The sequence below is a fragment of the Acinetobacter sp. I-MWF genome, assembly GCF_025433935.1.
Classification (GTDB): Bacteria; Pseudomonadota; Gammaproteobacteria; order Pseudomonadales; family Moraxellaceae; genus Acinetobacter; species Acinetobacter guillouiae.
Map to the genome: position 1 here is coordinate 1921357 of NZ_JAMBAR010000001.1, position 22758 is coordinate 1944114.

At 38.1% G+C, this 22758-nt stretch carries 19 protein-coding genes; 13 read left to right on the top strand and 6 right to left on the bottom strand.

The genetic code is table 11. The annotated features are described in order from the left end of the window. Nucleotides 1-57: 57 nt before the first annotated feature. Nucleotides 58-870 (bottom strand): peptidoglycan DD-metalloendopeptidase family protein, encoded by an 813-nt coding sequence (locus M2R48_RS08855; RefSeq protein WP_262085819.1) that lies wholly within the window; start codon nt 868-870, stop codon nt 58-60. Between the two features lie 287 nt (nt 871-1157). On the opposite strand from M2R48_RS08855, the gene M2R48_RS08860 reads away from it, so the two are divergent. The 4 genes from M2R48_RS08860 to M2R48_RS08875 are packed head-to-tail and all read left to right on the top strand — an operon-like array spanning nt 1158 to nt 3256. Then, nucleotides 1158-1601, top strand: a complete 444-nt coding sequence (locus M2R48_RS08860; RefSeq protein WP_262085820.1) for a PAAR domain-containing protein — start codon at nt 1158-1160, stop codon at nt 1599-1601. Continuing rightward, nucleotides 1594-2157, top strand: a complete 564-nt coding sequence (locus M2R48_RS08865) for a PAAR domain-containing protein (protein WP_262085821.1) — start codon at nt 1594-1596, stop codon at nt 2155-2157. The genes M2R48_RS08860 and M2R48_RS08865 overlap by 8 nt, the downstream gene beginning before the upstream one ends. A gap of 6 nt (nt 2158-2163) precedes the next feature. Then, entirely contained in the window at nt 2164-2784 is a 621-nt protein-coding gene (locus tag M2R48_RS08870) for a hypothetical protein (RefSeq protein ID WP_262085822.1), read from the top strand. A gap of 10 nt (nt 2785-2794) precedes the next feature. Further along, nucleotides 2795-3256: a hypothetical protein gene (locus tag M2R48_RS08875; protein WP_262085824.1), complete on the top strand. Its 462-nt coding sequence runs from the start codon at nt 2795-2797 to the stop codon at nt 3254-3256. Between the two features lie 311 nt (nt 3257-3567). Here the strand turns inward: M2R48_RS08875 and M2R48_RS08880 are convergent, their stop codons facing one another. From M2R48_RS08880 to M2R48_RS08890, 3 genes are all read right to left on the bottom strand, one after another. After that, nucleotides 3568-5535, bottom strand: coding sequence for a family 2A encapsulin nanocompartment cargo protein cysteine desulfurase (locus M2R48_RS08880; protein WP_262085825.1), 1968 nt, complete (start codon nt 5533-5535; stop codon nt 3568-3570). Further along, on the bottom strand, nt 5510-6442 hold the full coding sequence (locus tag M2R48_RS08885; RefSeq protein WP_004721119.1) for a family 2A encapsulin nanocompartment shell protein: 933 nt from the start codon (nt 6440-6442) through the stop codon (nt 5510-5512). Before M2R48_RS08885 ends, M2R48_RS08880 begins: the two co-directional genes overlap by 26 nt. Before the next feature lie 209 nt (nt 6443-6651). Beyond that, nucleotides 6652-7140: a rhodanese-like domain-containing protein gene (locus M2R48_RS08890; RefSeq protein ID WP_209826320.1), complete on the bottom strand. Its 489-nt coding sequence runs from the start codon at nt 7138-7140 to the stop codon at nt 6652-6654. Between the two features lie 605 nt (nt 7141-7745). Here M2R48_RS08890 and epsC point away from each other — a divergent pair. Then, nucleotides 7746-8654 (top strand): serine O-acetyltransferase EpsC, encoded by a 909-nt coding sequence (gene epsC / locus M2R48_RS08895; RefSeq protein WP_004820985.1) that lies wholly within the window; start codon nt 7746-7748, stop codon nt 8652-8654. A gap of 59 nt (nt 8655-8713) precedes the next feature. Here epsC and M2R48_RS08900 read toward each other — a convergent pair whose 3' ends face one another. Beyond that, on the bottom strand, nt 8714-9859 hold the full coding sequence (locus M2R48_RS08900) for a hypothetical protein (protein WP_262085826.1): 1146 nt from the start codon (nt 9857-9859) through the stop codon (nt 8714-8716). 267 nt (nt 9860-10126) lie between these two features. Here M2R48_RS08900 and clpB point away from each other — a divergent pair, with 267 nt between their 5' ends. Both clpB and M2R48_RS08910 read left to right on the top strand, forming a co-directional pair. Next, nucleotides 10127-12706 (top strand): ATP-dependent chaperone ClpB, encoded by a 2580-nt coding sequence (gene clpB, locus M2R48_RS08905; RefSeq protein WP_004820987.1) that lies wholly within the window; start codon nt 10127-10129, stop codon nt 12704-12706. Between the two features lie 507 nt (nt 12707-13213). Beyond that, entirely contained in the window at nt 13214-13678 is a 465-nt protein-coding gene (locus M2R48_RS08910; RefSeq protein ID WP_262085827.1) for a hypothetical protein, read from the top strand. Between the two features lie 18 nt (nt 13679-13696). Here M2R48_RS08910 and rlmKL read toward each other — a convergent pair whose 3' ends face one another. Further along, the gene (rlmKL, locus tag M2R48_RS08915) at nt 13697-15901 is read right to left on the bottom strand and encodes a bifunctional 23S rRNA (guanine(2069)-N(7))-methyltransferase RlmK/23S rRNA (guanine(2445)-N(2))-methyltransferase RlmL (protein WP_004721106.1); all 2205 of its coding nucleotides are present in this window, start codon (nt 15899-15901) and stop codon (nt 13697-13699) included. A gap of 189 nt (nt 15902-16090) precedes the next feature. On the opposite strand from rlmKL, the gene M2R48_RS08920 reads away from it, so the two are divergent. From M2R48_RS08920 to M2R48_RS08945, 6 genes are all read left to right on the top strand, one after another. Then, nucleotides 16091-16702, top strand: a complete 612-nt coding sequence (locus M2R48_RS08920; protein WP_262085828.1) for a LysE family translocator — start codon at nt 16091-16093, stop codon at nt 16700-16702. A 788-nt stretch (nt 16703-17490) separates the two neighbouring features. Further along, nucleotides 17491-17850 carry a hypothetical protein gene (locus M2R48_RS08925; RefSeq protein ID WP_004820990.1) on the top strand — a complete coding sequence of 120 codons (360 nt, stop codon included), beginning with the start codon at nt 17491-17493 and terminating at the stop codon, nt 17848-17850. A gap of 111 nt (nt 17851-17961) precedes the next feature. Continuing rightward, entirely contained in the window at nt 17962-18555 is a 594-nt protein-coding gene (locus tag M2R48_RS08930) for a hypothetical protein (protein WP_262085829.1), read from the top strand. Between the two features lie 94 nt (nt 18556-18649). Further along, a complete protein-coding gene (locus M2R48_RS08935; RefSeq protein ID WP_262085830.1) occupies nt 18650-19666 on the top strand; it encodes an aspartate carbamoyltransferase catalytic subunit in 1017 nt (338 codons plus the stop codon). Between the two features lie 16 nt (nt 19667-19682). Then, nucleotides 19683-20918, top strand: a complete 1236-nt coding sequence (locus M2R48_RS08940; protein ID WP_262085831.1) for a dihydroorotase — start codon at nt 19683-19685, stop codon at nt 20916-20918. Nucleotides 20919-21111: 193 nt separating this feature from the next. Beyond that, nucleotides 21112-22662 (top strand): OmpA family protein, encoded by a 1551-nt coding sequence (locus tag M2R48_RS08945; protein WP_262085833.1) that lies wholly within the window; start codon nt 21112-21114, stop codon nt 22660-22662. Nucleotides 22663-22758 lie beyond the last annotated feature (96 nt).

Consider the following 22758-nt stretch of genomic DNA (forward strand, 5'->3'; position numbering starts at 1 on the left):
AAAATAAGCATTTTTGAAACAAGCGTTCAAAGGTTTCTTAGCATTTTTCTTGCTAAATTAAGGTGATAAAAATAATTGTGGGTCAACTCTGGCATTATTTAAGCTCATTCCCCAGTGTAGATGTGGACCTGTTACTCGTCCTGTTTTACCCACCAATCCCAATAATTCACCTTGTTTCAAGATTTGGCCTTTTTCTACATTTATTTTACTGAGGTGGCAAAACATACTGATCAGACCTTGTCCGTGATCAATCATGACAGTATTTCCATTAAAGAAATAACTGCCTGTCGCAACCACCGTTCCCGAAGCTGGCGCAACAACTTTTTGTCCGATTGGGGCAGGGATATCTAAACCAGAATGTGGAGCACGTTCTTCACCATTGAAAAAACGCTTACGACCAAATGAATTACTAAATTTTCCTGCTGTAGGACGGATAAATTTGGGAAAGTCTTTCCATTGTGCAGGGCTAAATGAGCTGTAAACACTGTTTTGTTCTTTCGCTTCTAGGCTATAACGATCAAGTTGTTCCTGATTTGGATTGACATAATCCTGATTTTTTACATTGAGGCGCTGTTCAGCGTATTTAAATGGCTTCACTTCAATATTAATTGGGCCTGTAGAGCTTTGTAATTGCAGTGTACCCAATGGTGCTGAAAGCGGAATACCAAAAACAATATGGTTTACTGAATTTTCACCATCCACGATCAAGACAGGTTTGTCTTGGTAAGTGACATTTAATACGGTTTTAGCAACAGGAATAACCGCTATGCCACCTGCACGACGTGAGTCTTGAGGTAAGGCAAAGGCTTGAGTTGCTATAATTAAGCTAGATAGTAGGAAAAGTTTTTTGATTGAAGGCATAAATAACATACAGGGTTTAATTTTTTGTAGTATCTCGCTTTTTTATTCAGATGCTCAAGCATGTGATTGTTAAATTATAAGACAAGAAAGATGTATGTGATTTACTTTATGCGATTGGTCATAAACTTAATAAGCCAGATAATTAAAACAGAAGTGCCATAAAAGACTGTCGTTAATTTGAGTAAATAAATTTAAATTATTAAATATAATTAATAACTCTATTAAATTTGCCTTAATAGTTGATTTTATGTTTTAATCGCTATGTTCTTCATTCAATAACAATAATTGGACTATGTATGACAAAACCTAATTTTTTACATGAATTACCAATTGAACAGTTAAAACAGATGTCTCAAGAAGACATAAAGCAAACAATAAAAGCAGAGCAGCTTTATTTTCGACATAGGCCCAAAAAAATCTATTACCTTGCGGTAAATGGGGCTAAAACTAAAAATGGTGGGTTAGTTAAAGCGAGTGCATTGCAAAGCCGAATAGGTGGATTGCCTATTGCTTTAGTTGGTGACGATGTTATTTACGCAGATGGGACAATTTCTAAAATCATTTCAGGAGCTGGCAAGGGTTGCCTTATAAATGGTCAGTCCGCTGCATTGGTGGGAAGCTCCTTAGAGAATGGTGATGAGATTGTAGATAGCCCTAACATCTCTGTAGTTATAAATATCTTTATTGGTGATAAGACCCCAGAAGGCTTTTTGTGCCAAGAAGGTGTTAATCATGGCTAAAGGTTTTGCAATTCATAACTCTATGACAAATCATGGAGGCATCATTCAAGCAACTCAACAGCGAACATCCCAAATGGGAAATCTATTTCTATGTGCAGGGGATGGCCACTTTTGTCCTAAGTGTAAATGCTGGTCGACAATACAACCGAGTCATAACCATATTATTATGGACGGAAAACCAGTCGCTTACGTTGACGATCTATTAAGTTGTGGAGCTAAAATTTTACCTAAACAAGATCATGTTGTTGGAACAAGTCAAGGTTCTCTTTATATTCGTTCTTCAGGCTCAAAAGAGCCTTTACAAAATAGCTTTATAGATAAAGTAATCTCAACAAATTTTGGTTTGCAGTATCAATTATTAGATAAAGCTACTCAGAAACCGTTGGTTGATTTTCCATACCAATTGAAACGAGCAAACGGTGAAGTTATTGAGGGGAAAACTGATGAAGATGGAAATACAGTTCATATTGATTCAGGTGATCAAGAGGAACAAGTAGAGCTAATTATTTATGACCTTTCTAAACCAATGCCTCCACTAGATGATGACTTAGGGTAAAAAATTATGGCTGACGTTATTGTAACTGATAATGGTATGTTTCCTAAGGGTATTGAAGTTTGTAACTATCCCACTGTAACGTGTAATCCAGCGTTTAAAGTTGGTAATTACTACATTGCTGCACCTTACAATTTTTTCTTTGACGAAGATCATTGGAAAGCACTTCAAGAAATAAATAAGGTAGAATTTTTCTTAGCTTTGCGCTTTGGCTTGGAATATGACATAAATAAATTTGGTGATGGAATGATTAATAAGCTTTCATTCAACACCATGATGTATATAAAGTTTCAACAATATGTGCGAAAACATGCTTTGAAAGATGCGACCAAGCTTGTAATGCAGTTTGAAAAAGCTACTTTTTCTTTGCGTTTGAAAGTTCCGCCATTTGGCTTAATGGATATATTTAAAGCTTTAGGTGTTAAAAATAACCTGAAATTACCTGAAGCTATGAGTAATATTCAGCAATTAGCAGAAAATGGTTATTCTCCACTTTATGTAAATAGGGCAACCTTTAAGTCTATTTTTAACACTGATTATCACCCAGCTATGCTTAAGCAATTAACTTTGGATGGGACGTATCGAGGTGAGGGTTCAGTATCCCAATTGCAAGAATATGATAAGAGATGAATAGAATAATATGATTTTTAGACAATTAACTCTCTTTGCTTTACTACCTTTTATTACTTTGGGTTGTTCTGCAAATGAGTCAGAAGTGGACTTTGTACAAAAATATATTGAAACAAGTGAAGTGTTTATTAGTTACGATATTCCAGTATATCGAGCTGCTGATGTAACCAAAAAAAATGTGGTTTCTGATGCAATATATAAATCCTCATTAGCAAAAATGTTTTCAATGTATGCGTATGAACAACAATTTCCTGAAAAGTATGTTGTAGAAGACCATACGGATCCTAAGAATTTTTTTGGTTATTGTTGGATGGGGAAATTTGTGACAGATTACAAACCATTTGCTCCGAAACCCTCTTTAGCTGATGTTGAAGCATTGCAGTGGCTCGATAAAAAGCGCGCTATATGGAGCCAGCATATTAGTAAAAATTTTAGCAAGAATACATCCGTGAAAAATTACTGTCCTTACTAACAGGTACAGCCGATATATTTATTTTAAAGTTATGAGTAATATAGTCTTAAAAATGTTGCAAAAATAGGTTGATAAAAATAATGGTAAATCAATCTGATTTAAGCTAAATAGCGACTTAATTAGTTTGTTGGAGTGTAGCGTTTTATCGAATTGAGAGGATATTTTTAGTCATTGGATGAATTACACACTCCATTCAAAAATAGATCATACAATCACCACCTCGAAAATCACATGCCTAATTAATTAAGCATGTGATTATGATCGATCAATAAAGTCTTTGGAAACTAAAACTTAAAAGCTAAAGTTTAAAATTAAGATTTATAAGGTTTAGCACGGCGCAGTTGATGCAATACTGAAACCAATAAATCAATTTCCTCAGTGGTATTATAAAACGCAAGAGAAGGGCGTACCGTACGTTCAACACCGAAACGGCGTAAGATCGGTTGGGCACAATGATGCCCAGTACGTACGGCGATTCCATATTGGTTGAGTACTTTCCCAACCTCTTCCGTTTCATAGCCTGCCAGTGTAAAAGACATCACACTGGCTTTATTTAATGCGATACCAATCAGTCGTAGCCCAGAAACGCTTTGTAGCGCATGTTGACCATATTCAAGCAAGTCATGTTCATAACGTGCAATGTTATGGATTCCAATGCTTTCTACGTATTCTAAGGCAGCACCTAAGCCAACAGCATCTGCAATATTCCCCGTACCTGCTTCAAATTTATTTGGTGCAGGTTGATAGACCACATTCTCAAACGTCACATCCTGAATCATATTCCCGCCGCCTTCCCATACAGGCATGCTATCAAGTAATTCAGACTTGGCATAGACAGCGCCAATACCTGTTGGGCCAAAAACTTTATGCCCAGAAAACACAAAGAAATCGGCATCTAAGGCAGTAACATTGGTGGGCATGTGCGAAACAGACTGAGCACCATCAATCAAAACTCGCACACCTGCTGCATGTGCCAATGCAATAATTTCTTGAGTAGGCGTTACAGTACCCAAGGCATTAGAAACCTGTGTAATTGAAACCAGCTTGGTTCTAGGATTGAGCAATTTTACAAACTCTTCAATCTGAATCTGACCAGTATCATCTACAGGAATTACACGGAGTTTTGCTCCAGTTTCTTTACTGAGTTGGTACCAAGGCACAATATTGGCATGATGCTCAAGATGGGACACAATAATTTCGTCTCCCGCTTGAATATTCTGTTTACCCCACGATTTTGCGATTAAGTTAATGCCTTCTGTTGTACCTCGAACAAAGACGATATTTTTTGCTGAAGCGGCCCCAATAAAGCGAGCCACAACATCACGTGCATGCTCATAAGCATCACTGGCCCGTGCTGCAAGTTCATGTGCTGCACGGTGAATATTCGAATTTTCATGTTGATAGAAATATGAAATTCGATCGATGACCGCCTGAGGTTTATGGGTGGTGGCTGCATTATCCAACCAAACCAATTGCTTACCATTTACACGTTCTTGTAGGATGGGAAAATCCCGACGGATTTGTAAAATATCAATGGGTTGATAGTTCTGAGCATTCGCTGGTATTTGCACATCTGAATGCGGACGAGCAGCTTCAATGGTAGGTGATTGAAGAAAATAATAACCAGACGCTGCGGTTGCAGGTTTGTCGTTACGATCTTGTAATACACTTTTTAATTGCTGGTCATCAGTCACATGATAATCATCAAAAGCATATGGATTTTTAAGCACATCAGTTTGAGCAGTATTGGTATTTACTGTTTGGGCACTGGCAACTTCAGGGTGAGGCAGATCCAAAAAGTAATAACTCGATTGCACTTGATGTGGCGCAGTCGTTGTTAGGTTTGATGGTGCAGTGTGTTGTGTGATTGGTGTAGGATTCAAAGACAAATCTAGCTTTTGTCCGACCGCAAATGGATCAGGAGTATTTGCACCACCAACAATGGGCGAAGAAGATAGAATTCTACGCTCGGGATGGTCGGCGGTCGGTTCTACATAGTGATGTGTAGAATCTGGGTTTAAATTTGCCTGTTGCACAATGGCAGGTATACGCCCAGACAATGCAGTAATTGGGTCTTTAGGCTGTGGTTGATGACTAATACCTTGAGATCGTTGATCGGGTAGATCAAAGTTAAAACCTTGTGGGTTTTGTTTGGGTAAAGCCGAAAAAAATTCAGCAGCCAATTGTGCAAGGACAGATTCACTGATGGGTGCATCAGCAATATGATCAGAAGAAATATCTGGAGTAGGTTGATTACTTGTAAGTTGTTGGATAGTCATGGTACTTGTCTACCTCCACATCTTCGAGCACAGCGAGTGCATCATCTGTCAACACAGCAAGAGAACAATATAAGGAGATTAAGTAAGAGGCGATTGCATTACGATTGATGCCCATAAAGCGTACAGATAGGCCTGGTGCCTGTTCACCTGCAAGACCGGGTTGGAATAAGCCAACAACACCTTGACGCTTTTCACCAACGCGTAACAGGATGATTTTGGTTTTGCCGTCTTCAACTGGAATTTTATTTGAAGGAATCAGTGGAATACCGCGCCAAGTGATGAACTGTGAACCAAATAGGCTTACAGTTGGTGGTGGAACACCACGACGGGTACATTCACGTCCAAATGCCGCAATCGCATCTGGATGTGCTAAGAAGAAGCCCGGTTCTTTCCAAACTTTGCGCAGTAAATCATCGAAATCATCTGGTGTGGGTGCACCCGTCAAAGTGGAAATACGTTGCTCATCTGCAACACTAGCCAATAAGCCGTATTCAGGATTATTGATCAATTCACTTTCTTGACGCTCTTTAATGGTCTCGATGGTTAAGCGTAACTGTTCTTTGATTTGATCATGAGGACTACTATATAAGTCAGAAACACGGGTATGAATATCCAGAACTGTGGAAACACCATTTAAAAAATATTCACGTGGATTAACTTCATAATCGACAAAAGTTTGTGGAAGTGTTGCTTCATCACGTTGTGTACACGCCACCTGAATGTCATCGGTATTGCTGACTTTGTTGACACGGTAAATACCCGCTTCAACAGGGGTCCATTGCAATAAATGTGTTAGCCAACGTGGTGTAATGGTGGAGAGTTGCGGTACTGTTTTTGTCGCATTGGCAAGTTGACGAGCTGCTTGATCATTCAATGCTTGGCGTGTGACTTCTTGGTTCTTAGCCATGTTTTAATCCTTGGTGGTATTGGAAATTAATTATTGATTACTGGTTTGATTTAAAAATGCTGTTGTTATCTTCTCCAATAAAGTAAAAATTTTGCTCTTGGGGTTTAATTGCGCTGTATATTTATTGGATTAATTTGAGGTTTATTGCGTGCGTTTTATTGCCATTTTCGAGGATTGATAAAAATCATAAGGGGAATAAAGCGAAAGCCTTATTCCTGACGCCAAGGTAAATTGTGGAAACGCCATCCATTGAAAGAACCACGATGATCATTTTCATCAAGGTCGCCTTCAAAGCCTTGTTCGATATTGTAAATATTTTCAAAACCCGCATTAAAAGCCACATTTGCAGCAGCAGCGGAACGTTTACCACTGCGACAAAGCAGCAGAATAACCTTGTCTTTTCCAATTTTAGTTTCAAGTTCTTTGGCAAAGCGTGGATTGCGGTTTAGTGCAGTTCCTGTTGCCCAAGGAATATGAATGGTATCTTCTACATAACCCACAAATTTACGTTCTTCGTTGGTGCGTACGTCGACAATCACCACATGTCCTGCTTTAAACAAAGCCCATGCTTCATGAGGTAAAATCGTTCCAGTAAATTCTAGATAATGATCTTCAACACGTTGTTTTGCTTGTTCAAAGATATTTTCAATTTGAGCCGTTGTTAATTCGGTAAAGTGTTGCTGATTTAAACTCGTCATTTCAATTGCCTTTTTTGAGACTTAAATCACGTCTAAGTCATCATGTATCAGATGTATTGATAACAACTATAATGATTTTATATATTCAATAAATTAATAAAAATTGAATTGCTTATTCTTATTTTGAAATAAGGTTTAAATGATTTTTAAAGATATCTTTATACGAAGAATGTTTATCTACAAGATTGCTAATAAAATAGTATCAAGGGTCTGCTAGCATTTCATATTATAGTTTGCGTTGTAAGTTAAAATGAGCACGAGGCGTATATGTCGTAACGCATGGGATAAGGAGAATAGCCAGCTTATTTCTGCGTTTTATAATGTAGGCTGAGATAATTTTAACGATAACCGAGAGTAAGAACAAAGCACTGCTTTGTTTGCAGTCTAAAGCGTAGTTGAGAGACTAGAGTGTTTTTTGCCGCTACTTCGTTATGAACTACTCATTTAGATGACTAAATTTCGTATTTCGTGCCTCGGATCGCCTAAAAAATACTCGTCGTCGCAAACATAAACGAATTGCCAACAGACCCTGTTCATTCAAAGTGAATAATAAAATTTCATGTTAAGCGCATGGATTGTGAAAAGTCATTTCAGTAGGTAAATATATGACCCAATGGAATATCCCCAATATTGTGGATGAGCTACAACAAGCTCGAAATGAATGGCGTACTCAACGTAAAAGCTTAAAAGACTTTGGCGGTAGGGAATTACCTTCAAAAGATGAAATTAAGAAAATCATGAATGATCTGTGTGGCATCTTGTTCCCTATGCGACTGGGGCCACCTGACCTACGCCAACAAAGTGAAAATTTTTATATTGCACATGCACTTGAGAAAACTTTGCACTCTTTATTGGAGCAAGTCAAACTCAATTTAACCTATGATTATAAATATAAAAAGCACAACGAAAATGCCGATGTGATTGAGGTATTGGCACAAAGTATCGTCAGTGAATTTGCGCAAAAATTACCAGATTTACGCCGTATTTTAGATACAGATGTGATTGCGGCCTATGATGGTGATCCAGCAGCGCGAAGTGTCGATGAGGTTTTATTGTGTTATCCGGGTATTTTGGCAATTATTTACCATCGTATTGCACATGAGTTTTATAAAAAAGACTTGTCACTGTTGGCACGTTTAATTGCTGAGATTGCACATTCAAAAACTGGCATTGATATACATCCAGGCGCACAAGTCGATCAAGGTTTCTTTATTGATCATGGTACAGGTGTGGTGATTGGTGAAACCTGTATTATTGGTAAAAATGTGCGGATTTACCAAGCCGTAACGCTTGGTGCTAAACGTTTTGAAATTGATGATTCTGGGCGTTTACAGAAAGAATATGCACGTCACCCAATCGTAGAAGACAATGTAGTGATCTATGCAGGTGCAACTATTCTTGGGCGTATTACCATTGGTCAGGGTGCTGTAATCGGTGGAAATGTATGGATTACCCAAAGTGTTGCAGCAAATAGTGCAGTTTCTCAAAGTTCTGCAACCAAGTCAGAAGTGTAAGTGTATTGAAAGCTTAATGAGTAGCTTAGCTTAAAATTTTATTGGGTTAAAATGCTTCATTAAGAAAGTGGAATGATGTAGTAAGTCTGATCAACCGAGATGATCAGTTTATTTCTGATTTGATATATCCAAGCAGTGTCAATGGGCAGCTTAAATTGTTTATTTTGCCCATGTTGTTTGATTTCAAATACGTCATAGCCAATAGGTGTAAACCAGAATATATAATGATTTCCTGAACCTTGCACATCATCAATACTTTGATATTTTAGATATTTGGCATTTACAGTGGATAACTCTACTGGCTTTTTGCATTCAGGCAGTCTTATCTCATCTTCCAACTGTGGCAGAAATTTGGAAAAATCGCGACTATAGAGATAACTTTGAGGTGTTTTTAAGAGCTGTGTTTCGTGATCAAGAATTAAATAACATTCTGCTTGGTGCTGTTGTAGGTAAAGCTTTAACTGTTGAATGAGTTTTAAATTAAAAGGTTCGGCAGGTTGAGCTGGGTAATCATCTGGTGAAAAATCACGTTTTGGTTGTTCAGGCTTGTTTCTAAAAATATCTTTGAAATTTTCGATTACAGATTGCTGCTGTTGTTTAAGTTCTTTTTGAGCTTCTGCGGCTGCTTTGGCTGAAACATATTGAGGATCAAAATAAACCGTTGTGCCATATTCTAAGACTTTCTTTTGATATGTTTTTTCTTGCACCATTTGCTCTAAAATTGTCTGAGCAAATGCGGTATAGGAAAATGAAGTCATGGCCGTTGAATTTTGTGTCTGTGCATTGAACAAATAAGCTTGCATTGGATCATTCACACCAGATTGAAAGGTTTTTATAGTGATGAGAAAGTGATTGTGATTTAAGGTGACAATTTGATCGATCAATTGATTTGTTTGCGCAGCAATGAAATGAGGCTGAATCTGTTGATCATGATTTAGATCATAAGTACATATTTTAAAATTCTTTACAGGATTTTGTTTTACATGACTTTCAGGGCAATTGTAGACAATAAAATTTTCATTGATGGCTTTTCTATTCATATCATCAGACGTTTTAAACCATGTGAATTCTATGCCTGATATATTCGGTGTTAATTGCTGGATATGTTGGTGCGGAAATTCTTCACTATTTGGCGCTTTGTAGCCACAGGCATACAGTGCAGATACTGCAATTAATACAGATAATGATTTACCGAAAGTCAACATTGTTCTTATACTAAAATCTCTCAATACTCCTTACTCTAAAAGCATATCGTTGAAAATACAAACGCTTAAAAAACTAATCTTCTATATTTTTCCATCAGCTTACTTGAAAAATAACGTTTCAGCACAGATATTAATACTGAAATCTATTCCAAGTGTTTTGGTAAGATTTTGAAAAATATATAAATTAATTCACTATTGCTATTGAAATCGAAAAAAACGTTCCCATTTATTATTCAAGTACAAAATTTGTTGTGAGGAATAACAAGAATGCGATTTGAAAAATTTACGAACCGCCTGCAGCAAGCCTTATCTGATGCACAATCTCAGGCAATGGGTAATGATAATACCGCAATTGAGGGTATTCATATTCTTTCTGTTTTATTGGAAGAACCATCCAATCTTAGCCTGTTGCAACAGTCAGGCGCCAATCTACCCGAGTTAAAAACAAAACTGCAAAAAGCCTTAACAGATGCGCCAAAAATTGGAACACCGACTGGGGATATCAATTTAAATCCTGAAGCTGTGCGTGCGCTTAATTTGGCAGACAGTTTTGCTCAAAAAGCAGGAGATGAATTTTTATCTACCGACTGGGTGATCTTGGCACTTGCTGAAACAGGTGCAACCAAAACATTGTTAACAAGTGTAGGCGTAACAACCGACAAACTACGCAAAGCAATTGAAAATATTCGAGGTGGCGAACAAGTTATGGCAAATAACCATGAAGATCAGCGAGATTCACTCAATAAATATACCGTAGATTTAACGGCACGTGCTGCGGAAGGCAAACTCGATCCTGTGATTGGTCGTGATGAAGAAATTCGTCGTACCATTCAAGTGCTGTCACGTCGGACTAAAAATAATCCCGTATTGATTGGTGAACCAGGTGTCGGTAAAACAGCGATTGTTGAAGGTCTTGCACAGCGTATTATCAATGGTGAGGTGCCTGAAGGCTTAAAAGGTAAACGTGTTTTATCGTTAGACTTAGGCTCGTTGCTGGCTGGTGCAAAATACCGTGGTGAGTTTGAAGAACGTTTAAAAGCAGTACTCAAAGATCTGGCTAAATTTGATGGTGAAATCATCCTATTTATTGATGAGCTACATACGCTTGTCGGTGCAGGTAAAGGTGATGGTGCGATGGATGCAGGTAATATGTTAAAACCTGCATTGGCACGTGGTGAATTACGTTGTGTGGGTGCAACAACACTGGATGAGTATCGCCAATTTATTGAAAAAGATGCAGCTTTGGAACGTCGTTTCCAAAAAGTTCTGGTGGATGAACCAAGTGTTGAAGACACCATTGCAATTTTACGTGGTCTAAAAGACAAATATGCAACGCATCATGGTGTGCAAATTCTCGATTCTGCAATCATTGCAGCCGCGAAAATGTCACATCGCTATATTACAGACCGTCAATTGCCAGATAAGGCGATTGATTTGATTGATGAAGCAGCATCACGTATCAAAATGGAAATTGACTCAAAACCTGAGCCACTTGACCGTTTAGACCGCCGTTTAATCCAATTAAAAATGCAATTGGAAGCGGTGAAAAAAGATGCAGATTCAGTCAGTAAAGCTGAAGTTGAGCATTTGGAAAAACAAATTGCAGATGTTGAAAAAGAATATAGTGATTTGGAAGAAATTTGGATTGCAGAAAAGCGTCTAGTTGATGGTACAAATCAGGCGCAAATCGAACTTGATAAAGCACGTACTGCATTTGAAAAAGCACAACGTGAAGGTGATTTGGCAGAAGCAAGTCGTTTGCAATATGGGGTGATTCCAGAGTTGCAAAAACGTTTGAATGAAGAAGAGGTTGCGGAAGTCAATGAAGAACCAAAACTGATTCGTACCAAAGTGACTGAAAATGAAATTGCAGAAGTGGTCAGTGCTGCAACCGGTATTCCTGTGTCAAAAATGCTACAAGGTGAGCGTGAGAAATTACTCCATATGGAAGATTTCTTACACAACCGCGTGGTGGGACAGGATGAAGCTGTGGTTGCTGTCTCAAATGCAGTTCGTCGTTCACGTGCGGGCTTATCTGATCCAAATCGTCCAAGTGGTTCGTTCTTATTCCTTGGACCAACCGGGGTGGGTAAAACTGAGTTAACCAAGGCTTTAGGTAACTTCTTATTTGACAGTGATGATGCGATTATCCGTATCGATATGTCAGAGTTTATGGAAAAGCATTCGGTGAGTCGCTTGGTGGGTGCGCCTCCGGGTTATGTGGGTTATGAAGAAGGTGGTGTTTTAACTGAAGCAGTACGCCGCAAACCGTACAGTGTGGTGTTATTTGATGAAGTTGAAAAAGCCCATCCAGATGTATTCAACATCTTATTACAAGTGTTGGATGATGGTCGATTAACAGACTCACAAGGCCGTGTGATTGACTTTAAAAATACCGTGATTGTGATGACATCGAACTTAGGTTCAAGTGATGTACGTGAACTCGGTGAAGGTGCTAGTGATGAAGATGTTCGTTTAACGGTGATGAATGCCGTATCACAACATTTCCGTCCTGAGTTTATTAACCGTATCGATGAATTGGTGGTGTTCCACTCGTTGAAAAAATCACAAATTCGTGGCATTGCGGATATTCAATTGGATCGTTTACGTTCACGTTTATCTGAACGCGACATTGGATTGAAAGTCGATGATCAGGCCTTTGATATTCTGATTGATGCTGGTTTTGATCCTGTATATGGTGCGCGTCCACTTAAACGTGCAATTCAACAACAGGTTGAAAATCCATTGGCTCAGCAAATCCTTGCTGGTCAATTTACAGCAGGTGATACCATCTTAATCAGTGCTGAAAATGGTCAACTTGATTTTGGTAAATTAAAATTAAGTTAATTTATCCAGCAGTATAACCGAAGCCAACTACCGTAAGGTGGTTGGCTTTTTTATTGGATACGCATTTATATTTTTGCGTGTTACAAGATTCCGATCAGTAGGACTTTTGCGTTCTGCATAAGTGTAAGCATTGGTGCAAGGGGAAGTAATATTGATGGATAGCACTTGTGAAGGGTAATTGAGGTTGATTGAGTAGTAGAATGCCAGATTAATAATTTCTGCATTATAGCGAAAACATTATATATCGCAGAATTAATACAAAGGTTTAAAGCCTGTTTAACTCCCCCAATCAAGCATCCAGAGCTATAGGGATGTATAGATTTATAAACCATTTAAAAGAAGCAATCGGCATAGCCTTGGCTTTTTATCGTATTATTTTAATCATCAGATATTTATGCGTGTTTATTTAGGTTTTACCTATTATCGGGTTTTTCATGAATTTATTGAAAAAACGGTCAAAAATTGATAGTTTTTCAATGAGGAATAATAAGAAAGGAAAAGTTGATCATGATGATCAAAGATAAGGACAAATCTGATTATTTAAAAATACTCGGTTTTCTCTTGATGGCATTTAGTTCGATAGAGGCATTGGCAGATAAATTAGATGATCAAGATCTTGCGGAGCAATCTGTAGGTGTGGTTAAACTGTCCCCCATTATTATTAAAGCTGTCAAGGATAATGCACAACAACCTGTCGAAGAGCAAAATAACCTGCATAAACAAGTTGCTCAGGAGAGGTCAGACGATGCTAAAAAAGATGAAATTTATTCTACCGTATTAACTGATTTCGAGTGGCAGAAAAAAGACCCAGATCCAAATCAACCTGGGGATAAATATTTAAAACCACTTGAAAAATATAGAATAATTGAGATTGGCTATAATCCATATCAACGCCATGATGTTCGAATTACAACCCAAGATCGCGTTACACTTTATATAGGACATGAAATTGACCCCGTGGCTTATAAATAAGCCCGAGGTCTAGTATGATTAAACAGGGAAGTGTTTAATTTTCCATGCTCTATGGATTTTTTGATTACGTTTGAAATCTAAGCCAATGGTTTCATTGGTGATCTCTTGTACATCAAACATTGCATCGATTTCTTCGTCCATCTCAAAACCACGATAGTTATTTGAGAAATACAACGTTCCCTCGGTGGTTAGACGATTCATTGCACGTTTAAGTAAAGAAATATGGTCACGTTGCACGTCAAAAGTACCATAGAATTTCTTTGAGTTTGAGAAGGTTGGTGGGTCAATAAAAATCATGTCATATTGTTCATGACCTTCTTTTAACCATTCAAAACAATCACTTGAGAAGAATTGATGCTGTTCATCTGGGTGATCAACCGTTAAGCCATTTAAGACAAAGTTTTCTTTAGACCAATTTAGGTAAGTATTGGATAAGTCAACACTTGTCGTACTTGCAGCACCACCTAAAGCAGCGTGTAGACTTGCTGTAGAGGTATAACTATACAGGTTCAGGAAATGTTTTCCTTTAGCTTCAGCTGCAATACGTAGACGCATTTGACGGTGATCTAGGAATAATCCAGTATCCAAATAATCAGTCAAGTTGATTAAAATTTTGGCTTTACCTTCTTGTACGATAAAACGTTTAGATGCTGTGCTTTGTTTTGCGTACTGAGTTTTACCTTCTTGACGGGCACGGGTTTTGATAAAGATCGCATCACGACCTAAACCTGTTACGGCACGGATTGAAGCCAAAGCAAGGTTAAAGCGTTTTTTGGCTTTTTCAGGGTCAATGGTTTTTGGTGGTGCGTATTCTTGAACATGTAAACGATCACCATACAAATCTACAGCGACATTAAAGTCTGGTAAATCTGCATCATAGAGACGTAAACAATAAATATCTTCTTTTACAGCCCATTTTTTCAAAGCTTGCATATTTTTTTGCAAACGATTGGTAAAGTCTTCTGCGCCTTCAATTTTTTCAAATTGTTGAGGTTGCCAATCTGCAAGGAAAGGTTTAACCACAGCTGCTGGCTTAATATCACCAAAACGAATATAAATTGGTAATTTACCATTCATTAAACGTAAGATTTGTGGATTGTTAAATGCCAATACATCAGCTTGTTCAACAGCCGCTGCGATAACGGCAGCATGCTGATTGGGGAAATTCTTTTGTAGAAGTGCTGACAGACCCAGATATAAAGCTCGGTTAGAGGCTTTTTCCCCTAAACGTTCACCATAAGGTGGGTTGGTGACAATAAATGAAGTTTTGCCTTCAGCTTGGAAATCAGGCCAATCTGCTAAAGTACGCTCTTCAATTTGAATTTGATCCAGTTGTTGCTCAAATCCAGCAGCAATAATATTTTGTTTGGTTGCTTTTACTGCTTCCCAATCTGCATCATAGGCATAGAATTTAGGTAAAGGTTGTTCTAAGGCAACTTTATGACGTTCAGCTGCTTCAGCTTTAATCGACATCCATAACTCATGATCATGTCCATTCCAGCCATTAAAGCCGAAACGGCGCACTAAACCAGGTGCACGATCAGTCAGAATCATCAATGATTCAATAATAAAGGTTCCTGAACCACACATTGGGTCAAGAATAATTTCTGGATTGCGTTGTTTAAGCTGTGCTTTTTGTAGGATAGCGGCGGCTAGGTTTTCTTTAATCGGCGCATCTGTCATAAAACGACGATAGCCACGCTTATGTAAAGAATCTCCAGATAAATCTAAACAATAGGTGTGTTCAGTTTTTCCAGCAAGCACATACAGGGTAATTTCAGGCTGTTTAATGTCGATACTTGGACGTTTACCGACAGCTTCCATGAAAGAATCAACCACACCATCTTTAACACGTAAAGTCGCAAACTGTGTATTGACTTTAATATCACGTTCTACATGAAGACGGATTGCGAAAGTACTTTGTGGTGCAAAAATAAGTGACCAATCAAAATTGATCGCACCTTCATAAAGTTCTTCTGCAACGTCACGTGCGTCATGGGTAAATTCAAGTTCATGAACATGGATCGGTGTTAGTACACGAGAAGCCAAACGTGACCACATACAAACACGGTATGCATCTTCGAGTTTGCCTTTAAAGATTAAACGTCCAGGAAATTTTTCAATATCTTGAATCCCTAAACCTTGAATTTCTTCTTGCAGTAAGGTTTCTAGTCCATCTGCACAGGTAACCCAATATGTAGAAAGACGTGGTTTCGAATTCATGAATATTTCCAAAGACATTAAAAAAGCAATCGCGTATTTTAGCGTATTTTGATGACGAAAACTTATAGAATGGCCTTTTAAGTCCGAAATTTTATAAAAAGTACCAAATTCAGTTAAAAATTCGGTTTTTTTGCTTGAAATATATTCAAATATCAATATGTAGATAAGATCAAATAACGAATTTAAAAAATGCTCAGTCTTATTGTTTCAATGTTTATTTTTTCGCTGTCTATGTCGATTTCACCGGGACCTGTGAATTTGACCATTTTAACCAGCAGTATGAATTATGGTGTAAAAGCAACTTTTGCATTTATTTCAGGGGCGACCATTGGTTTTACCTTGTTATTGGCATCAGTCTGTTTTGGTTTGTATCAAATGATTGTGATCTATCCTGTACTTCTTGATGTGATCACGATTTTAGGTACAGTTTTATTGTTGTGGATTGGGCTCAATATTCTACGTGCAAAAGGGACCGTTATCTCAAGTCAACCCCATGATGAAGCAAAAATACCAACCTTTATACAGGGTGCGTTGATGCAATGGCTAAATCCTAAAGCATGGATTGCCGCAGTGGCGGGTACAGGGCTATTTTCAACGGGGCATATCCATGCTGTTTTATTGGTTTTTGTAGCGATTTATTTTGTTGTCTGTTATCTATCTTTAGTACTGTGGGGGATTGCTGGTGAAAAGTTAGCAAGCTTTTTAAATACAGGAAATCGAGCACGTCTTTTTAATATCGTGATGGGTGTGTTATTAATTTTGATTTCATTGGAAATGTGTTGGCGCTATTTTTATCATTAAAATTTGATTTAACTTTCTTACATTCAATGTAAGGCTTAAACATGGATTTATTTTTACAATTGCACTGATGTATTGAACAGAATAGTGTCGCTGATAATCATGATGCTTTAGTTTATAGGCTAGGTCAAATGACTAAAAAGCAAAAAAATCGAAACATTGAGCAAAGCTCTGAAATATTTGAAGTATTACTGATTTGCATCAAGTCATTGATCATAAATGAAGCTTATGTTTTTGTATGAACTTTTAGAAACTCTTGGTTATCAATTCATTTTTGTATTTTTGAATCATAGATGGTGATCCTATAGTGGGGCGACAGGGATGTCGCCGTTGGGCGGGGGTAAAGGACGTACCCCTCGCACGACGGAAGATTTTTGTCACTTTTCATCTCTGAAAAGTGAGGCATCGCCTACGCAAAGCTATTTAAACTTTGAATATAAGATGTGGCATTGCAAGATTTTTAGAATTAAACAATTTATTTTTCTCATGTAATTGATTTAATTTAAAATATTGATTAAGAGAAATTATATTCTTGTGCCTGAGTTTTTTGACAGGTTGAATATAGTTCATGATGAGCGCAAAGTGCATACGGGACAATTTCTAGATCTATTTGAAGGTCCGCAATGTGTGGGTCGAGTTCTAGTCGGTAAACTTTTAAATAGAGAATAATGTGTATGCATTATTAATTCATTTTATGGCGTGATTTTGGTACACAATTTGCTTAATTATCCATCGTATTGGCTCAGAAATTTAATTGAATTTTTAATGAATTAATAAATACGGGGATTTCTATGCAAGATCTTAACAACAGCAGATTTATTGCACATGCAGATGCGTTTTCCATTGGGGCATTAATCTTAACGCGATTAAGACGTGTGACAGGACGTGTGATTGATGTGATGTATTTAGTGGATAATAAAAGCTATGCACAGTATGTGATTGATATGTCATTGGCGACTCAAGATCCAGAATTAAATCGTCATGCCTTGCGCTTACAGCATTTATTAGAACAGGAACAACCAGCTTCCTCTGTGAATACAGTAACGACAACGCAAGTCGAACAAAGCGAGGAAGCATATGTTTCTGGTGCAACAGAAGAAGAAATTTATCGAGCGCAAGTTTCACATCACTATATTGGTGCATTGAGATAAGTCGGGCAATAAGCTCTAACTATAGCGTTAGAGCTTAATTGATACAGTGTGATTAAAATAAAAACTCATTTATAGTATTTTTAAGCTGAGGATAAGCTGTGAGACAATCACTTGAGTTATACGAAATTCAATGCAGAAATTAGCAAATATTTAAAAAACCACCAAATGATTTACGTGGGTACGGCTGATGAGTCGGCACAACAAACTGAGCTACGATTAAGTCATTATCATCAGGCAAAGGTTGCTGTGTTTAAACTGTGGATTGAACAGAAAAAATATAAAGAATTGATCTCCTGTGCGCATGGGCGTTGGTATCCTTATGAGGATTTTACTCTGCCATTGGCACAATATTTTGCTGCTCAACAGGATTTTCCACATTTAAAATTTCTTTGTGAACACGAGATCCGCTTTCGTTTAGAAGATACCTTAAAGTGCTTAAAACGTGTAAAAGAATATGATGTGACATTAACCAATATACAAATATCGAAATATCAACTGCATGATTTTGATTCACAAAAGTACCATCCAATAGCAGAATTACTTAAATGGCGTAAGCAAGCCTTGCTGAGAATAGATGCTTATATTGAGCTATTAAAAGATCAATCAGATAGTGACTACCTCAATATGATTCAGCAACTTCGAGAAAAATTGATAAACTTAACACTCAAACTTGCAGACTTAAAGCAGATCAAATTTAAAATTTGATCGCTGACTTTTATGACTATTTGTCCAAAACTTCAACTGCCAAAGAAAAAGAAAATCTGTATAATACGTTAACTTAACCTCTAAGGAATCTCTCATGCACTTGGCGGCATTGCATACACCGAGTCAGATTCAACTCAATAATGACGGAAACTTAAAGCATTTCCTGACCATCGAAGGTCTTTCTAAAGCAACCCTCACCAAAATTCTAGATACAGCCCACTCCTTTATAAATGATCAAAATCAACTGATAACGACACCACTTTTAGAAGGTCGTACAGTGATGAACTTATTCTTTGAAAATTCGACACGTACACGAACTACTTTTGAAGCGGCTGCAAAACGGTTATCTGCAAATGTATTGAATATTGATATTGCACGATCAAGTACTTCAAAAGGGGAAACATTGCGCGATACGCTATGGAACCTCGAAGCGATGGCAGCAGATATTTTTGTTGTGCGCCACTCTTCATCAGGCGCAGCACATTTTATTGCTGAAACAGTTTGTCCACACGTTGCAATCATCAATGCTGGAGATGGGCGTCATGCTCATCCCACACAAGCAATGTTAGATATGTTAACCATTCGCCGTGAAACGAAAAAGAATTTTGAAGACATTAGTCTGGCGATTATTGGTGATATTAAGCATTCGCGTGTGGCACGTTCAGATATCGCAGCGTTACAGACTTTAGGTTGTAAAGATATTCGTGTGATTGCACCAAACACTTTGCTTCCGTGTGGTTTTGATGAGTATGGTGAAGGCGTTCGCTTGTTCAATAAAATGGATGAAGGCATTAAAGACTGTGACGTGATCATTACTTTACGGATTCAAAATGAACGTATTGATTCACCAGCTTTGTCGTCACAAGCTGAATTTTACAAAATGTATGGTTTAAATAAAGATCGGCTTGCCATGGCTAAACCTGATTGTATTGTTATGCATCCAGGACCGATGAACCGCGGTGTAGAGATTGATTCTAGTATTGCTGATGGTGCACAGTCGGTAATTTTGCATCAAGTGACCAATGGTATTGCAGTGCGAATGGCTGTTTTGGCTTTGGCAATGCAAGGTCAGTTGCAAGAGAAAGGTTTGTTAGACGCAATTGCGGTTTAAGGTTAAGGATAAAGTCATGAGTAGTGTAAAAATTGAAAATGTACGTGTCTTAGACCCAATTAAAAAAACTGACACTGTACAAACGGTTTATGTTGAACATGGAAAAATAGTTGAATCATCTGCCAATGTCGTGGATACCATTGATGGACAAGGCAAATGGTTGATACCGACCATGGTTGATTTGTGTGCACGATTACGTGAGCCAGGTCAGCAACAGCATGGTACCTTGAAGTCAGAAGGTAAAGCGGCACGTGAAAATGGTATTTTGCATGTATTTACCCCACCTGATTCAAAGCCGATCGTGCAAGACAATGGTGCTTTGATTCATGGACTTGTTGAAAAAGCCATGTTAGATGGTGGTATTCATTTACAAGTGATTGGTGCGCAAACCCAAGGTTTAAATGGTAAACAACCCGCAAATATGGCAGGTTTAAAAAAGGGTGGTTGTACTGCCGTTTCAAACGCCTATGCTACTTTTAAAGATGATGATGTGGTTCTGCGTACTCTGGAATATGCGGCTGGTTTAGACATGACTGTGGTGTTTTATCCAGAAGAGCACCAGATCGCAAAAGATGGTTGTGTACATGAGGGGTTTATTGCCTCACGTCAGGGACTACCGATGATTCCAGCACTGGCTGAAACAGTTGCTATTGCGAAATACCTATTGATGATTGAAGCAACAGGTGTCCAAGCGCACTTTGGTTTGCTTTCAAGTGGTGCATCTGTAGAGTTGATTAAAATTGCAAAAAACAAAGGTTTGCCTGTGACGGCAGATGTTGCAATGCATCAATTGCATTTAACAGAACACTTGATTGATGGTTTTAATTCTTTGGCACATGTGCGCCCACCATTACGTGCTGAAAAAGATAAAGAATTACTGCGCCAAGGTGTCAAAGACGGTGTGATTGATGCGATTTGTACCCATCATGAACCTTTGAGTGGTTCTGCGAAATTAGCGCCTTTTGCTGAGACTTTACCCGGTATTAGCGCATTTGATACCTATGTGTCTTTTGGGGTGCAATTGGTTCGTGAAGGTTTGTTTGAGCCTTTAGAATGGGTTGAAAAAGTTACGCTTGCCCCTGCAAAAGTGGCCAATATGACGGATCGTTGGGTCAAAGAGTCGGGGTGGGCTTTGGTTGATCCAGATCTAGAATGGGTTGTTAACAATGACAGTATTTTATCTCATGGAAAAAATACGCCATTAATCAATCAAAAAATGGTCGGTAAAGTACTGCAAACGTTTACTGCCTAAGCTGTAAAATTTACATAAGCGCAAAAATTGAAACAAAAAGCCAGCATAAGCTGGCTTTTCAAATAGATATTGAACACGCTGTGCTACAAAAAGCTATTATAACTATTAGAATTTAATCACTAGAATAAAAAATGATCAATAAAATGATTTTTAATGTGACAAATACAACAATGAAATCGGAGTGTCCAAAATTATGAATATTATTGAGCTTCTAAAAGAACGGGTGACCACAAAAGTTTTACAGGGTGATCTTCAGTTTCAAGATGAAAAAATCGGTGCTTTAAGTGCCTTTTATCCCATTCTCCTCTCAGTTTTAAAATCAAAACCAGAACTTATTAATACACTTCAACAAAATCTAAATCCTCGCTTAGGCGATATTTTCAGTCACCAACCAGAAACAGTCGCGCATTTTTTAGGACTGGTTGCGGGCAATGCACCAACCCAAGAAATTGAAAGCATATTAAACCACTCTATTGCTCCAACTTTATCATTGCTTGCAGATCAAGCAGGTTCAGATGGTAAGCATGAAATTTTTGATTTTATCAAAGCACAATGGAACAATATTCAAGATGCTTTGCCAGCTTGGGCAACAGGATTATTTGCCACATTGGGTTTAAGTGTAGGTGGTCTTGGTTTCGCAGCCACGACTCAAGCTGCTCCTGTTGCTGAGGCAGTTATCCCGCCTGTAGAACCTGTGGCACCGATACCTGTACAAAGTGTATCTCCAACACCAGTACCCCTTGATACGTCTACAATCACAGCAAATTCGATCCAAGATGAACCTAAAAAATCCAATTGGTTATTGCCAATTATCGCTTTGTTGGTGATTGCCGGATTGGCAGCATTGTTATTTAAACAGTGCAGTAGCAAGCCACCTGTAGGGGGAGATCCAGTAAGCAGTGGTGCTTCACAAGCTGTTGCTGATGTGCAAGCCGCTGAACTGCAAATTTCTACAGATGCTGAAGGTAAATTAGCGAGCTGTCAGGCACAATCGAGCAGTCAATCTTTATTGGACAGTTTAAAAACCAGTATTGCCTCAGTGTTTGGTCAAACCGATCATTGTCAACTTACAGCCAGCAGTGCTTATGCGGCTGATTTGCCGGATCAAAATGCTGTAGATCAGGTGTTGGCTAAAATTAAAGGCATTCCAAGCATTTCACTGGCTTGGATCGGTGATCAACTTACCATTCAAACTTCAGATTTAGCACAAGCACAAAAATTGGCAGATGAGTTAAAAGTTATTGCTCCTAATCTACATATTTCTGTAGAGCAAACAGCCGATGCAAATGCAGCTGCAACAAGCAGTGCTGCAAATGTAGATACAAGTAACTCACAAGCAGACCAAGCACTGTCAAGCATTCAGGCAGATAAAGCCAATGTAAATGATATTGCAGCTGCATTGAATTTACAGGTAATTAATTTTGCGACTGGTTCTTCAGGAATTCCAGACGCCAATAAAGCGATTTTGGATAAAGCTGCGAATTTGTTAAAACAACTACCAGATGCAAAACTCGTGGTTAAAGGTTATACCGATAATGTTGGGAATGCGGATTCAAACAAAAAATTATCTGAAAAACGTGCAAAATCGGTTGTTGCATATTTGGTTGAAAAGGGCGTACATACCTCACAGTTAACTGCTGAAGGACATGGTCAAGACAATCCAATTGCAGATAATTCAACGAAAGAAGGGCAATTTAAAAACCGTCGTATTGAGTTTGAAGTACTTGGTGCAACGACACCATAATCTTTTAAAGTGGTATGTTCGGTGCTAAAACAGGCATAAATTGTATAAAAAGCTTCTGAATATCCAGAAGCTTTTTATTTTTTACTCGAAAATTCT